At 41.5% G+C, this 15,445-nt stretch carries 14 protein-coding genes and 1 tRNA gene; 3 read left to right on the top strand and 12 right to left on the bottom strand.

Annotated elements, in window-relative coordinates; genetic code table 11:
• Positions 1–111: 111 nt before the first annotated feature.
• The 4 genes from BM122_RS17655 to BM122_RS17640 all read right to left on the bottom strand — a co-directional run bounded on the left by BM122_RS17655 (position 112) and on the right by BM122_RS17640 (position 4,911).
• Complete coding sequence (locus BM122_RS17655) at positions 112–633, bottom strand: DNA-deoxyinosine glycosylase (protein WP_074906873.1); 522 nt, start codon at positions 631–633, stop codon at positions 112–114.
• A gap of 225 nt (positions 634–858) precedes the next feature.
• Positions 859–3,393, bottom strand: coding sequence for a DNA ligase D (ligD, locus tag BM122_RS17650; protein ID WP_074906872.1), 2,535 nt, complete (start codon positions 3,391–3,393; stop codon positions 859–861).
• Positions 3,394–4,278: a non-homologous end joining protein Ku gene (gene ku, locus BM122_RS17645; protein WP_074906871.1), complete on the bottom strand. Its 885-nt coding sequence runs from the start codon at positions 4,276–4,278 to the stop codon at positions 3,394–3,396.
• 42 nt (positions 4,279–4,320) lie between these two features.
• The gene (locus tag BM122_RS17640; RefSeq protein ID WP_074906870.1) at positions 4,321–4,911 is read right to left on the bottom strand and encodes a cysteine hydrolase family protein; all 591 of its coding nucleotides are present in this window, start codon (positions 4,909–4,911) and stop codon (positions 4,321–4,323) included.
• 150 nt (positions 4,912–5,061) lie between these two features.
• On the opposite strand from BM122_RS17640, the gene BM122_RS17635 reads away from it, so the two are divergent.
• Positions 5,062–5,325, top strand: a complete 264-nt coding sequence (locus BM122_RS17635; RefSeq protein WP_083398577.1) for a DUF72 domain-containing protein — start codon at positions 5,062–5,064, stop codon at positions 5,323–5,325.
• A gap of 558 nt (positions 5,326–5,883) precedes the next feature.
• On the opposite strand, the gene BM122_RS17630 is transcribed toward BM122_RS17635, so the two are convergent.
• The 6 genes from BM122_RS17630 to petA form a co-directional block, all read right to left on the bottom strand.
• Positions 5,884–5,959: transfer RNA gene (locus tag BM122_RS17630), tRNA-Thr, on the bottom strand.
• Between the two features lie 71 nt (positions 5,960–6,030).
• Complete coding sequence (locus BM122_RS17625; protein ID WP_074906868.1) at positions 6,031–6,462, bottom strand: ClpXP protease specificity-enhancing factor; 432 nt, start codon at positions 6,460–6,462, stop codon at positions 6,031–6,033.
• The gene (locus BM122_RS17620) at positions 6,459–7,058 is read right to left on the bottom strand and encodes a glutathione S-transferase N-terminal domain-containing protein (protein WP_074906867.1); all 600 of its coding nucleotides are present in this window, start codon (positions 7,056–7,058) and stop codon (positions 6,459–6,461) included. Before BM122_RS17620 ends, BM122_RS17625 begins: the two co-directional genes overlap by 4 nt.
• A gap of 42 nt (positions 7,059–7,100) precedes the next feature.
• The gene (locus BM122_RS17615; protein ID WP_074906866.1) at positions 7,101–7,820 is read right to left on the bottom strand and encodes a cytochrome c1; all 720 of its coding nucleotides are present in this window, start codon (positions 7,818–7,820) and stop codon (positions 7,101–7,103) included.
• Positions 7,817–9,064: a cytochrome b gene (locus tag BM122_RS17610; protein WP_074906865.1), complete on the bottom strand. Its 1,248-nt coding sequence runs from the start codon at positions 9,062–9,064 to the stop codon at positions 7,817–7,819. The genes BM122_RS17615 and BM122_RS17610 overlap by 4 nt, the downstream gene beginning before the upstream one ends.
• Before the next feature lies 1 nt (position 9,065).
• Positions 9,066–9,665: a ubiquinol-cytochrome c reductase iron-sulfur subunit gene (gene petA, locus BM122_RS17605; RefSeq protein WP_074906864.1), complete on the bottom strand. Its 600-nt coding sequence runs from the start codon at positions 9,663–9,665 to the stop codon at positions 9,066–9,068.
• Positions 9,666–10,413: 748 nt separating this feature from the next.
• Here petA and BM122_RS17595 point away from each other — a divergent pair.
• Together BM122_RS17595 and BM122_RS17590 are read left to right on the top strand one after the other, a co-directional pair.
• A complete protein-coding gene (locus BM122_RS17595; RefSeq protein WP_074906862.1) occupies positions 10,414–10,863 on the top strand; it encodes a hypothetical protein in 450 nt (149 codons plus the stop codon).
• Between the two features lie 86 nt (positions 10,864–10,949).
• Entirely contained in the window at positions 10,950–11,210 is a 261-nt protein-coding gene (locus BM122_RS17590; RefSeq protein ID WP_143083507.1) for a hypothetical protein, read from the top strand.
• Between the two features lie 458 nt (positions 11,211–11,668).
• Here the strand turns inward: BM122_RS17590 and secA are convergent, their stop codons facing one another.
• Entirely contained in the window at positions 11,669–14,392 is a 2,724-nt protein-coding gene (secA, locus tag BM122_RS17585; RefSeq protein WP_074906860.1) for a preprotein translocase subunit SecA, read from the bottom strand.
• Between the two features lie 837 nt (positions 14,393–15,229).
• Positions 15,230–15,445, bottom strand: a 216-nt coding sequence (locus BM122_RS24410; RefSeq protein ID WP_218152145.1) for a hypothetical protein, incomplete at its 5' end; no start/stop codon positions are given.

Genomic DNA, 15,445 nt, shown 5'->3' with positions numbered 1-15,445 from the left:
CCTGGGTTACAAAAGTCCGAATCAATATGAAGCAGATGCAGCAAAATCGATAAAAGCAGCTTAACTGAGGTGTCCGATTTTACTTGACCACGTCAATCCGCCCTCTTTTTATTAAAAAGAATTTCTATAAACAACCCTATCGGATAATGCTTCCATCCATAAAATTCGTTTAGCTTCATAATTCATTCGCGCATGAGCAGGACTTGGAGAGGGAACACGACGGTAGATTAACTCTTGAGACAAGGTTGGTTGAACCAAACGCTTATAAAAATTTTCTGCTGAACTGCTATCAAAAACGACCAGTTTGATCGAAGGATTATCCTGATAAAAACACTCAAAGTCATTAACAACCGGGTTTTTAATATCAGCGTCCATACTACCATAGCGGTTGCATGCTTTTAAGACGTCCCAAACGGCAATACCCTTCTGTTTTAGGACTTTAATGCGCTCTTCATAAGGTATAGATGGTGATGCGCCGAAAATATCACCCATAAAACGCCAAAACTGATTTTGCGGATGAGCATAATATTGATTAAGTTCTAGTGACTTAGCACCAGGTATACTACCTAAAATTAAAGTATGCGCTCTTTTTGGTAAGATAGGTGGTAAAGCTATAATAAATTCATTTTTCATAATACAAGCCCTCTAAAGCCTCCTATACCTCTCGCTAGCGTTCTTAACCTTATATACTGAATATCATCCTCTGCAAGTTAGGCTGAAAGTAATTATTAGAGATCAGACATTCTTGAAAAAAGTACCTCGTTGACATCTATCTGAGTTTTATTGGTCAGGGGAGGTTTTGTTAAAGACTCGACCGTTGCGCTCTCATTTATTCGTTATTTAAATTTCCTTTCGGAATTAGAGTTTAAGCTTCTGAGAGGCTTTCAAGAATTCTGCCGATACTTTTTCAGCATTTTTCAAGAGTTTGGTGTCGATATTTTCAAGAGTAATGGCATTGGCCTTCTTATATTTCTTCAACTCTGTCCACGTAACAGGCCATGCAATCGATGCACCTGCTCGCGCACGCAGTGAAAACGGTACAATTGCCGTGGAAGAGAAGTCGTTGCGGAAGAAATCTATGAAGATTTTCCCTGCACGTTTCTTCTTACTCATATTAGCGACATATGCCTCCGGCACTTCCCGCGCCATGTTCTCCGAGAACTCACGGGTGAATTCTTTAATCTCATCCCACTCATGCTCCGGTTTAATTGGAACAACAATGTGAACACCTTTACCGCCTGAGAGCCGTGGAAATGAGACAAGCCCGACTTTCTCAAGACGGTTGCGTATATCTTCTGCAGCCAATTTCACCGCCTCAAACGGAATGCCTTCATCTGGATCAAGATCAAAGATAATTTGATCGGGTTTCCCCTCATGTTCCAAAGTGCTCTGCCATGCGTGGAATTCTATCGTTCCCATTTGTGCGAGCTGCAAAATTCCCACTTCATCTTCAACGTAGATATACTCGTGCTTATTGACCTTATGCGTGACAGTTTTTGATTTGACCGAGCTGCCCAGGCCCTCCATAGCGGTTCGTTGAAAGAAGCATTCACCACCGATGCCATCCGTGCAACGTAAAAAACTAATTAAACGTTTGTCAACGAACGGAAACATCAAGGGCGTAACCTTGGCATAATATTCTGCGACTTTCCCTTTAGTGATTACAGTGTCCGGATAAACAATCCGTTCGGGATGGGTAATTGTTACACCGTTGAATGCCACTGACCCCGCACTCGCCTTCATGCGCGGCTTTGCATCATTGGTCATTTCCTTCAAAGACTGCGGTATTTCTTCCACCACCGCCTTAGGGCTTCTATCTTCACGAAGTCCTTTAAAGGATGCGTGGCGGATACGACCATCTCGCGTCCACTCCGTAAAGGATACTTCGCAGAGCTTTTCGGGCCTCACATAAATATATTCGCGTAGCCCTCTGGGCGTCTTGTCTAAGAAGGGCGATTTATCCGTTTTGAGCGCAATGAGCTTTTGATAGATCTCATGGGCAAGCTCTCGAGCAAAACCCGTTCCAACCTTGCCTGCATAGGTGAATTTGTTATTCTTATAATATCCCAGCAATAGCGCACCGATGGCCTTATCGTGAGCTTTGCCAGGCATCAAGCCGCCTATTACGAATTCCTGCTCAAGGCCGCATTTACTTTTCACCCAATCTTTAGTCCGACATCCGCAGTAAAGGCTATCCTTCTTCTTGGAAACCAAACCTTCTGCGCCAATTTTGCAAGCCTTATCCAGAAGGTCTGGGGCACTTTCGAAATGTTCTGAGTAATGGATGGGACCTTTTGCCTCCTTTAAAATCAGCTCCAACAGCGCTTTGCGATCAATCAAAGTTTCCTGGATCAAGGCTTCGCCGTTTAAATGGAGGAGATCAAAAATCCAGCCTTCAATCTTTTCAGGTTCATCGTTTGAGAGCGCAACCTGTAACGCCCCGAAAGCGATCCTGCCATTTCCGTCAAGGGCGCAAGCCTCTAAATCGAAAACCGCATTCTCAACATTTAATGCCGCTATAGCCTTGGCCAACGATTCAAACTTGTGGGTCCAGTCTTTTTTGCCTCGGGTGCGTAGAACAACTTTTCCATCTGAGACAAAGGCCATGAGACGATAACCGTCAAATTTGATCTCGTGAATCCATGCATCGTCCTCAGGCGTCTGGTCAACGAGAGTGGCGAGTTCTGGCTCATCGTACTGCTTTAAAAGAGCATCCAGAGATGTCGTCGGTTTGGAGGCCTCCTTGTTGGGTTTCGATACGGGTTTAATGGGCTCTAATTTGAGCGCTTTTGTACGCTCGGTGGTTTTGCCAAGCCCTGCCTTGCGGATATCGTCCATGGTACGACCTGTTACGATACTAGTATTCTCGCGTTTGAGGAAATCAGCGTTCTCGATTTTGTTTAACGCAAAGTCGTCTTTGCCCTTAATGAGAATCCAGTTCTCGCGTTTATCCGGCGTGTGCATGCGGACCAAATGCCACTGCCCCTTCATGCGGCCACCTTCAATTGTAAAAGTGATATGGCCGTCTTTCTCCATCTTGTCTGGATCATCTTCGGGCTTCCACGTTCCCTTATCCCAGATCATGACCGGGCCGGCGCCATATTGTTTCTCTGCAATGACGCCTTCAAAATCGTTGTAATCCATAGGATGATCTTCGGTACGAACTGCCAGACGTTTATCTGCGGGATCGTAGCTCGGGCCTTTTGCCACCGCCCAGCTTTTCATTACCCCATGCCATTCAAGCCGGAAGTCATAGTGGGTACGGGTCGCCTCGTGGAGCTGAATGACAAAACGCAGATTTGTTTTAGCGCGCTTTCCGACTTTACCTTTCGGTTCAGCCGTAATGTCAAAGTCTCGCTTTTCGTTATATTTTTTTAAAAGATCACGCGACACTTAGGCTGCCTGCTTTTTCTTGGTTATCTTCTTCTTTGCAGCAGGTTTCTTCGGCGCAGCTTTTTTAGGGGTACTTTCCGCCTTTGACTCGGATATCTTGCCTTCTTTGGATTGTGCTAGACTCTTACGCAAGGCGTCCATGATACTGATGACTTTTTCGGTTGGCTTTTTTTCGCTCTTAACCCGTGGGGCGCGCTTTTCCATCTTGGCCTCGATAATTTCTTTCAGACCTTCTTGATAAAGGTCCTTGAACTTCGTAGGATCAAAGTCGCCAGATTTGCGTTTAATAAGTTCCAATGCCAAATCGATTTGATCTTTTTCTGACTCGGCATTGGATGGGATGTCTTCAAAATATTGCTCGGCTTTGCGAACTTCGTAATTGTATCGTAAGGTTTCGAGTATCAGGCCTCTTCTACAGGCTTTAAGCGCTACAATGCGTTCACGGTTTGCAATGACGACCTGACCTATGGCTACTTTCTTGCTTTTCTTCAACGCATCTCGAATGGTCACATAAGCTTCCTGCGCAAGCTTATTGTCCGGGGAAACGTAATAAGGATTATCAAAATAGATTGGGTCAATTGAAGACAGGTCGGCAAACTGAACGAGATCAATTGTGTGTGTACTCTCTAAACGCAGCTTTTCGATTTCTTCATCTTCAATAGGAATAAAAGCTCCCTTTTCGTATTCATAGCCTTTGACAATATCGTCTGCTTCAACTACCTCTCCTTCTTCATTGATGTTTTGATAATGGATGCGTTGGCCAGTCTCCTTATCGTATTTATGAAGACGGATTTTTTCGCTTTCGGTCACGGCTGGATAAAGGCGGACCGGAAAGGTGACGAGGGACAATCTGATATGTCCTTTCCAGTATTCGTGCTGTGGCATGTCTTTCTCCTTGAAAAATTTAATCCTTATGGTTCCAGTTAACTAATGCCAGTTGGAGAGAATTTTCTCAGTTTCTTCGACCTCAATCTGTATTGAGAACCGTCGTTTAAGTAAATTCATAATAAAGTCATAGCACTTATCATCAGAGCTACATAAGGCATCTGAAGCCACGATCACCCGATAACCAAAATCGACTGCGCCTAGGACGGTTGCTAAAACGCACATGTCAATTTCCCCACCGGATACAACGAGAGTATTAATGCCTCGCTTTTGAAGTCGTTGATGGAGATCTGTTGCGACCCATGGTCCATAGACGGGTTTATCGATCACTTCGGCTGGCGGTACGAACTTCATTAATTCCGGAATAAGCTCGACCAAACCTTTATCGAGTTTTTCAAGCGTCATGCAATTCCAGTACTCATAGTATTCTTTCCACATACCATGACCCTGACCAGGATTTTCAGCCGGGATGAATCGTGTAAAGATTGTTTGTTCCGAAGCACGTTCAGTGAGGGCTAAAACTTGCGGCAGTATCTTATATGCCCATGGTGTTTGCCACTCAGTATTTTCGGCAAACAACCGTTGCATATCAACGCATAAATGGACGGTGTGATCTTTAGGAATAAAGTTCATTTATCATTGCCCTGCCGAATGGTGGAGATTTCTTTGTTACATAATATGAATAAGGCAACTAGAAGATCAATACGTTCGGTAAATTTCTCTAACATATACAGGGCAGATAACACTGGCAGAACAGTATCTCAGAACCCTGTGTCCTAGTAAATTAATCCTAAGTCACAAGTTTCAGCCACAGTACCTCGGCTGCCGGACGAATTGATCAAAACATCGGAGGACATTTACATTCGCTTTCATGTTAAAAAGGCATGGTATCGCCATGACTACACCCAGGACGAATTGAAAGAATGGACCAAGCGAATTCAGCAGGCTAAAGCTAAGACAGTGTGGATTTATTTCAACAACAATTTTGGCGGCAATGCAATTAAAAATGCAAGAGCTTTGGTGCGCCTATTGAAGAACAAACAATGAGGTCTGCACTTGGAGATGCCGAGCGGGAAGGGAATAACATCGGCGGTGTCAACCCCTAGAGATTGTCGAACAAGTCCGCGCAGGGTTGGTCGATGAGTCAAGAAAATCGGAAATTTTGGAGGTCTTCCCCGTCTGGTGAGCGCCGGATAAAGCAGACTTTTCCCTGACGAGACATGAGAGACGATATGTTTTAATAGCGTGGGTGAAAAAGTAATTCGTATATTGCCTGGGCACGAAAAAAATTACAGGCAAAGAATAGTAAACTAAGATTAAGGTCGAACAGAAACTCACAAAAGCTTTTATATCTCTGAGTATGAGTATTCTCATCCCAGATTTCTGATGCAACTTTTTCTATCTCAAGATAAGATTTTGGTAGTAAAACGTTTTGATTGATGTGGCTACTTTGTCCTACTACAGTAATGAGCCGTCTTTGTCTTTACGCCGTAATAGAGAATGCCTGCAAAGGAAAAGCGTATATTTTGCTTTCTCTTAATGCCCCAACAGTGCCCCACAAATAAAAAATGGTTTAGGCGATTGCTTCTAAACCATTGATTTTAATGGTGCCGACACCAAGAATCGAACTCGGGACCTTCTGATTACAAATCAGCTGCTCTACCATCTGAGCTATGCCGGCACGGAAATAGATATATTAGTAATAAATAATTTTAAATTATAAACTTTAAGTTATAGCAAGGTAACTTATTTTTACCTAACAATCTTTAAGTGAGTCCGGTCGCGCTCATTGTTATGGGATGGATAATTATCGGACAAGGATTCCAAGTGGTTCAAATCTTCCCTCTCACAAATATGAAGCATTTTTTGTGCAGTATCAAGCGTAAAGAATAAGCCATGATTAATTTCTTTCGCAAATATAGCTTTGACTGCACTAATTGGTACAAATATCTTTCTTGATACACCACTAAAACGTGCAGTAAACTGAACAGAATCATTGTCAATTAACAAATCACGTGCAGCTATAGGGCCAATATTCAGAGTAATTTCACCATCTTTTACATACTCCTCAGGGACAGATGTGCTTTGATCAATTTCAACAGAAATATAAGCGGTCAAGTTATTATCGACACACCACTCATAAATAGCTCGTATTAAATATGGCTTAGTCGTAGGATATTTCATTTACGCATTAATTTCTCTGAAGGAGTCAAAGCATCAATAAATAATGGTCTACTAAATAATCGCTCAGAATATTTTAATAATGGCGTAGCTTGTTTTGGCAGACTGATTCCATAATGGTCCAATCTCCATAATAAGGGCGCTATAGCTACATCCAACATGGAATATTCATCACCCAACATGTATTTTTGTTTATCAAAGATTGGCGCAATCATTGTCAGACTCTCAGCAATTGCTACTCGCATTTTGTCAGCTGACTTTTGGTCATTTTGTTCGACAGCATCAATATGACAAAACAACTCTTGTTCAAATCGATGTAATAACAATCTTGCGCGAGCACGCATTACTGGTTCTGCTGGCATTAATTGTGGATGAGGAAACCGATCATCGACGTACTCATTGATGATATTAGATTCATAAAGCACAAGATCACGTTCGATTAAGATTGGTACGCGACCATATGGACTTATCACAGCCAGATCTTCTGGTTTATTGTGAGGGTCAACATCAATGACCTGAAAATCCATGTCCTTTTCATGCAATACAATGCGACATCGGTGGCTAAAAGGACATGTTGCAGTAGAATACAACGTCATCATAATGACTTATACATCTTCGTTATGTTTTTATTAAATAATTTATTAATGCACATCTCTCCAATATTCACGTTTTAGTAAGTAAGTCAACCCAAGCATACCCAATAAAAAGATAAGGACGATAACTCCCAGTTTCTTACGATAATTCGCATGAGGCTCACCCAAATACACCATGTAGTTTACCAGATCTGCGACAAAGTTATCATATTCCTCTTTGGAAAGTAATCCAGGAACACTCAGCTTCAACTCTTTAACTTCTGAACCATCTTGTGATTTGATACTGAGTGTTTGTAGACCCTGCAATTGATATAGAACATGTGGCATTGCAACTCTATCAAAAATCAAATTATTCCAACCGCTAGAAGACGATTCATCTCTATAAAAAGCTCTAAGATAAGTATATAACCAGTCCGCGCCGCGGGAGCGTGCAATTACAGATAAATCAGGCGGAGCGACCCCAAACCATTCTTCAGCTTCACCCTTCTTCATTGCAGTAAACATTATATCACCAACTTTTTGCCCTGTAAGAATAAGACGCTCGCTAATTTCCTGGTTATTTAATCCGATATCTTGATGTCGATTATAACGCATATAGCTTGCCCCATGACATGTCAAGCAATAATTGACAAAGCTTTGCGCACCACGCTGTAATGAAGCGTTATCAGAAGTATCAATCGGGGCCTTATCAAGTTGTATGTCAGTAGATGCGAAAACAAAAGTCGGAGCCAAACTGATAAAAAAAAGCAGGAATTTAATTAATCTCATTTTGTCACTCTTTTTGGTTCTGGTTTTGTTTTATCTATCTTGCTATACAATGGCATCAGAATAAAAAATGCAAAATAAATAACCGTAAAAATTTGCGCTAATAATGTGTATAAAGGTGTTGGTGCTTTTGTGCCAAGCCAACCTAATACAAGAAAACTTATTACAAAAAGTGCCAGCGCGAACTTAAAGATTGGTCCTTTGTAACGTATTGATTTAACAGGGCTACGATCCAACCAAGGTAAGAAACAAAAAATAATTACTGAACCTGCCATTAAGATAACACCCCACAGTTTCGCATCTACTCCGAGAAAATTAACTGTGACTGCCCTAAGCATTGAATAATAAGGGGTGAAATACCATACAGGAGCAATATGATCGGGCGTTTGTAGCGTATTTGCAGGGATAAAATTATTATGCTCAAGAAAATACCCACCCATCTCAGGAATAAAAAATATAATGCCGGAAAATACAATTAGAAATGCAACAATCCCGACTATATCCTTTACAGAGTAGTAAGGATGAAATGGTATTCCATCTACCGGAATTCCTGTTTTTGGATCTTTGTTAGCTTTAATTTCAATCCCATCTGGATTATTGGATCCAACTTCATGCAATGCGATGATATGAACAAATACCAGCACAATTATCAATAATGGCAAAGTCACCACATGATATGCAAAGAAACGATTAAGCGCTGCATCCGAGAGCATGAAGTCTCCCAGAATCCAGTTTGATAACGTTTCACCAATATATGGAATCGCCCCAAACATACTTACAATTACCTGAGCACCCCAATAAGACATTTGTCCCCAAGGTAAAATATATCCAGTAAACGCTAGACTCATCAATACAAAAAATATCGCCATCCCTATCAACCATAAAAGCTCTCGAGGCTTGCGATAAGAGCCATACATCATCCCTCGGAACATATGCAGATATACCACCACAAAAAACATGGAAGCTCCCGTAGAATGCATATACCGAATTAACCAACCAAAATTTACGTCCCGCATGATGTATTCAACTGATGCAAATGCAAGACTGGCATCTGGCTTATAGCTCATAGTAAGAAAAATACCGGTAATTATTTGGTTGACCAGCACAAGCATTGCTAGCGAACCAAAGTAATACCAAAAATTAAAATTTTTAGGAGCATAATATTCAGAAAGATGCGCTCTCCAAGTAGCAGTCATTGGGAAGCGCTCATCAATCCATCCCATAAATGAATTTTCTTGTTTACTCATTTTATACAGATTCCTTGCTTTCAGAGCCAATTAAAAGCCGATTTTCACTCAAATAAATATGAGGAAGCACAATCAAATTAGTAGGTGCCGGAACATTCTTATAAACACGCCCCGCCAAATCAAACTTTGAACCATGACATGGGCAGAAGAAGCCACCTAACCAATCAGGTCCCAAATCCGCAGGAGCAATATCCTTCCTAAATACCGGAGAGCAGCCAAGGTGCGTACACACGCCTACTACCACCAGAATTTCAGGTTTAATAGAACGTGTCTCATTCTTTGCATAAGGTGGTTGCTGATTTTTTTCCGAAGTTGGGTCTGCCAGCACATCATTTAATTTTTTCAAATTCTCTAACATCTCTTGCGTGCGCTTCAGTACCCAAACCACTTTTCCCCGCCACTCAACCATCAGTAGCATACCAGGCTCCAACTTACTAATATCGACTTCTACCGGTGCCCCAGCCGCTTTAGCACGCTCACTAGGCATCATATATAACATAAATGGTGTTGCTACCGCTACGGCAGCAATTCCACCTGCTACAGATGTGGTTAGCACTAGAAAACGACGCCGACTATTCATCTCACCATTACTATCTGCCATTTTTTTAATAATTCCATCCAATGAATTTTCTACCCAGAATCGACTCAAACTGGAAGCCGATCAGCCTGTTTATCTTATGCTTTACTTTCCAAAATATTCATAGTACGTCACATGCTTAAAAAGCATAATCTTAAGAGTATAACATAACCCTTTACATATTAGGGTAATATATAGAGCTAATAACCTAAAAGCTCGCTCTTTAAAAAATTTCATCTTTTAAATTTTATAATTATCCGAAGAAAATGATTTTTGGATGATGTATACACCCATCAAGACAGTAATCTGTGCAAATAAGAACGTTAGCTCTTACTAAAATAGCGCCGGCCCCGAAGTCCTCTGTTCTGATAAGAAACAGCGAGTTGCGTTTAATCTCTTTTGGGTTTAATTCCCCGCAGCTTGCTGCGTAAAATACGTGCGTGCGCACTATAACCATAAGCATTATCATATTACGGTATTGATTTACCATCTTGTGTTTCCTGCAAAGTATCGGTGAGCAGTATGTAACGAGGGAGTGGATAAAGTTCTAACGGATGTATGTCTTAGGATAGAGAATTACTATGAGATCAAATTTTTGAAGATAGGAAAAGATAAGGATGATGTCCATTTTCTGATTCAGTCTGTACCAATGTATTCCCAAGAATCGCGATTGAAGCAGACCAATATAAGGAAATGTTCCGGCGCACAAGCGATCCGATAAATTACAGCTATCTGAACATTCACTCATCTGGTGAAAAGAGGAGGATTAGCGATGGGAGCTTTGGCACAAATGGTGCTTCCATTCCAGGTGGAGGCGACGGACGAGACATTGACAGCAAATGCCGGATGGGTGCTATTGGGTGAATTTATTCAAGGTTTGGGATTTAACCGGTGGCTACAGCAAGAGATGCCTAAACTTGGTAGCGGGAATGGCTATGAAGCGACGGCTTACATGACGTCACTGGTACTGATGCTCAATGGAGGCGGCCGATCATTGGAGGACATGCGCACACTCAAGAGTGACTCTGCGTTATCCACTTTGCTGAAACTGGGTGTGCTGCCGAGCACAGATGCTGTGAGCGACTGGTTGCGCCGTATTGGTGCTGGAGAGGGGCTGTTGGGTCTTTCTCGCATCAACCGGCGGATTGTTGCCACGCGGATTCGGCAAACCGGCATCACTGCCCATACGGCTCAATGGGGATGCTTCGCAAATCATCGCTGAGAAGAAAGCGGCACACTTTACCTACAAGGGAGAACAGGGCTATATGCCGATGATTGGTCATCTGGCTGAGGTGGGCGTGGTGATTCATGATGAATTCCGTGAAGGCGATATTAGTTGCGGCCAGCAGAAATCTTGAATTCATCAAGGACCGTGAAACTCGCCTGCCCAAGGGGCATCGGATTGCCCATATTCGCCTGGATTCGGCGGGTTATCAGGCAAACATCTTCAACTACTGTGAAGAAACCAGCAAAACTTTGCCATTGGTGGCCGGCTCGATGAACCGACCCTCAAGGCCATCGAGGCTATCCTTGAATCAGATTGGAAGCATTATGCTGATTGTGCCATAGCCGAAACTACGCACAGCATGAATGATACGCACAAGACGTTCCGCCTGATCGTGGTCAAATACAAACGTCTGGCTGAACTGTTCGAGGATCAGCCCAAGTATCACGTGATCGCCAGCAAATACGCAAAATTCTAATTATCTCGCATTTGATGCAAGCTAAAAGAATGAGGTTAACTGTCTTACATAGTAAGATCTTTAATAATTCATCAACAAAGCCGCGGAATTGCTTCATCTATTCATATGGTTTGTCAACCAGAGCCATTATATTCATTCGCAAATCAATTGTTATATTAATTGCGGACTCCTGATTGTCGGTCACTCTTAACTCGCATAAAAAATAACCGTAAACTCATCCGATTCTTATTAAATAGCGCTGGATTAGAAATTTACTAGCAATAAAGGAATTAACAAAGGAAATAACCAGCAACTTTATTCGCTCCAAAGTTAATCAATCATTTACTATTTAAGCTTACCGTGGCAATGCTTATATTTCTTGCCAGAACCACATGGACAAGGATCATTCCGACCAACTTTAGTACTTTTGCGAACAAAAGGTTGTGGTTTTTCTTCAGAACTCTGTTGTTGCTTATCTATTACCTCTTCATAAGCCGCATGGTGATATTGCATATTGATAGAGGGAGGGGCTGCTTCAGCTACTGTTTCTACTTGCTGCTCATTCTTTATTTGAACAGTCATAAGTATTTTAGTTACTTCAATCTTAATCTCTTCAAGCATATTAGCAAATAACTCGAAGGCCTCACGTTTATATTCCTGCTTTGGATTTTTAGCAGCATAACCACGCAAGTGAATCCCTTGCCGTAAATGATCCAATGCTGCCAGATGTTCTCGCCAATGAGTATCAAGACTATGTAACATGACTGCCCGCTCGTATTGGTGCATAAGATGACTGCCAACCATTTCTGATTTACTACGGTAATGCACACGCGCTGCTTCCAATACCCTTTCCAGTAAATTCTCAGCGTGCAAATCAGGTTCTTTATCTAACCACTCCTGAATTGGCAGATGAATATGATAATCGCTCGCGAATGCTTTCTCTAAGCCAGCGATATCCCACTGTTCTTCTATACTCTGAGGTGGAACATGAAGATTGAAAAGATTACTGATTACACTTTCTTGAATAGCTGTTATTGTTTCTGTAATATCTTGTTGCGCTTCTAATAATTCATTTCGCTGCTGATAAATTACTTTCCGCTGATCATTAGCAACATCGTCAAATTCAAGTAATTGTTTACGGATATCAAAGTTTCTGGCTTCAACTTTCCTCTGTGCATTCTCTATTGCTCGTGTTACCCATGGGTGCTCTATTGCTTCTCCTTCAGGCATTTTAAGGCGTGTCATAATGCTTGCCACACGATCAGATGCGAAAATGCGCAGAAGTGGATCTTCAAGTGAAAGATAGAAACGACTAGAGCCGGAATCACCTTGCCGTCCAGCACGTCCACGCAACTGATTGTCAATTCTACGTGATTCATGTCGTTCAGTACCTATGATATGTAATCCCCCCAATTTAATTACTTCATCATGTCGTTCTTGCCATACTTTCTGTATTTCAGCGATACGCTTCGCTTTGGTTTCTTCATTGAATGTTTCATCTGAAAGAACACGATGAATTTCTGGCTCTGGATTACCTCCTAATACGATATCGGTACCCCTTCCAGCCATGTTTGTCGCAATCGTGATCATTTTGGATCGACCCGCCTGAGCAATGATATCTGCTTCACGGGCATGCTGCTTCGCGTTGAGGACTTGATGCGGTAATTTTTCTTTGCTTAACAAAGAAGAAAGCAATTCATTATTTTCAATGGAAGTTGTTCCAACAAGCGTGGGCTGTCCACGCTGATAACAATCCTTGATATCTTCCAGAATGGCTTGATGTTTTTCCTTCATAGTACGAAATATCTTGTCCATCCTGTCTTCACGAATCATAGGGCGATGTGTTGGAATAACGACAGTTTCAAGTCCATAGATTTGTTGAAATTCAAAAGCTTCAGTATCTGCTGTCCCTGTCATGCCAGCAAGTTTATGGTACATACGAAAATAATTTTGAAACGTGATCGAAGCAAGCGTCTGATTTTCTTTCTGAATCGGAACATTTTCTTTTGCTTCAACAGCTTGATGCAGCCCTTCTGACCACCGCCTTCCCGGCATCAAACGACCAGTAAATTCGTCAACGATAATTACCTCATTATTTTGTACTACATAATGCTGATCACGGTGATATAGCGCGTGCGCGCGCAATGCAGCATTAAGATGATGAATCAAATTGATATTGACCGGATCATATAGGCTTGTCCCTGTCGCTAGTAAGCCAGCCTTAGCAAGCAATTTTTCGGCATGCTCAAAACCTTCTTCACTCAATAATACCTGTTGAGATTTTTCATCCACACTATAGTCGCCAGGACCTTTCTCTACTTGTTGCCGGGTAAGTTCAGGTATCAATGCATTGATACGCACATAAATCTCAGTATCGCCTTCTGCCTGGCCTGATATGATTAATGGGGTACGCGCCTCATCGATCAAAATCGAATCAACTTCATCGACAATTGCAAAATTAAGTATACGCTGTACACGCTCAGCAGGGTGACTAACCATATTGTCGCGCAAGTAATCAAAACCATACTCATTATTAGTGCCATAGGTAATATCAGCAGCATAAGCAACTTGTTTGGTATCTTGCGCCATTTGGGAAATAATTACACCAACCGACAAACCCAGAAATTGGTATATTCTCCCCATCCAGTCAGCATCACGTCTGGCAAGATAATCATTTACCGTCACAATATGTACTCCCTGCCCCATCAAAGCGTTAAGATAAGCAGGCAGGGTGGCCATTAATGTTTTACCTTCACCAGTACGCATCTCAGCAATTTTCCCATCATGCAATACCATTCCGCCAATCAATTGCACATCAAAGTGACGCATTCCCAACACTCGCTTGCCTGCTTCCCGCACTACTGCGAATGCTTCGGGTAACAACGCATCGAGCGCTTCGCCATTGGAAAGCCGTTGCTTGAATTCATGAGTCTTGCCGCATAGATCAGTATCAGATAAAGGTGCAATAGTTGATTCTAGTTCATTGATAACACGCACGATTTGAGAATATTGCTTGATTAAGCGGTCATTGCGGCTACCAAAAATCCTTTTAAGCAAATTGTTTAACATAAAATATTTAATTTATTAATTTCAATCAATTAATCACGAAAAACCTTTAGATTTCTGATATTCCAGTGGAGATTAGAAAAAAAATACAAGATAATTTCTATCTTGCTTTTTATGGCACAATCACCATATGCTATTGAAATACTTATTATTTATCATTCACTAAATTTTCAAAAATGGAATAAAAAATCTATCTATTTTTAAGAATTTAAAAATGAATCATAAAAGATATTGATTGTATATTGCCCTTTGGATTCAGAATTAAATTCCTACAAAGAAGTGCGGTTTAATTTTTTACTCTAATACTCTCTGAGATTATCTATCCATCAAATACACTCACCGCTGCTATTAGTATAGTTCACGACCAAATTATCTATAGTCAAAATACTCTCATCTTACCATACTCAAAATAGCAGTCAGTGTAATCAACCGATATAGCGCCTTGAAACACATAAATTATGTCTTTGTCAAAAATGAAAATTTTATTGATTTTTCGTTTTATTCCATTACCTCTTGCTCATAAGAGGTTACTATATCTAAATGACAATGCAATACATCTCACAATATCGCACACAGTATTACTAAATATGAGTAAACGACTCACTTTAGAATTACACAAAACTATACGGGTGATGATGATATCTCGGCAGTGTTAACAAACCCATTTTATTATTAACATTTTAAATGTGAATTAAGAGCTAACTCGTAAAAAATTCCAGAAAACAGAGCCGCAGCCAGCTTCCCGAATACATGCACCATAAGCGCTTTATAAGAACGAACTTGACTCACACATTCAATGCCTGTCTTTTCTTCAATCCAGGCAAAGAATGCTTCAATCGGTTACCGAACGCGAGCAACCACTGTAGATAACCATTGGTGCTGGGGTTCCAGACAGGATTGCCCTTTTTGTTTTTTAACGGGTGTCAAGATGGTCAGATTCTGAGCTTGCCTGATGTCTTCCGCGTTGGGCCGTCGATAAGCTTTATCGCCACACAGTTCATTGCTGTGCAATTGTGGCCGAATCTGATCAAATATCTTGCCATCATGGCCGCCCGC

Origin of the sequence: Nitrosomonas communis, from assembly GCF_900114745.1 — a bacterium.
GTDB lineage: Bacteria > Pseudomonadota > Gammaproteobacteria > Burkholderiales > Nitrosomonadaceae > Nitrosomonas > Nitrosomonas communis_A.
Note: the sequence above shows the minus strand (reverse complement) of the source record. Positions and strands in the feature narration are given on the sequence as shown.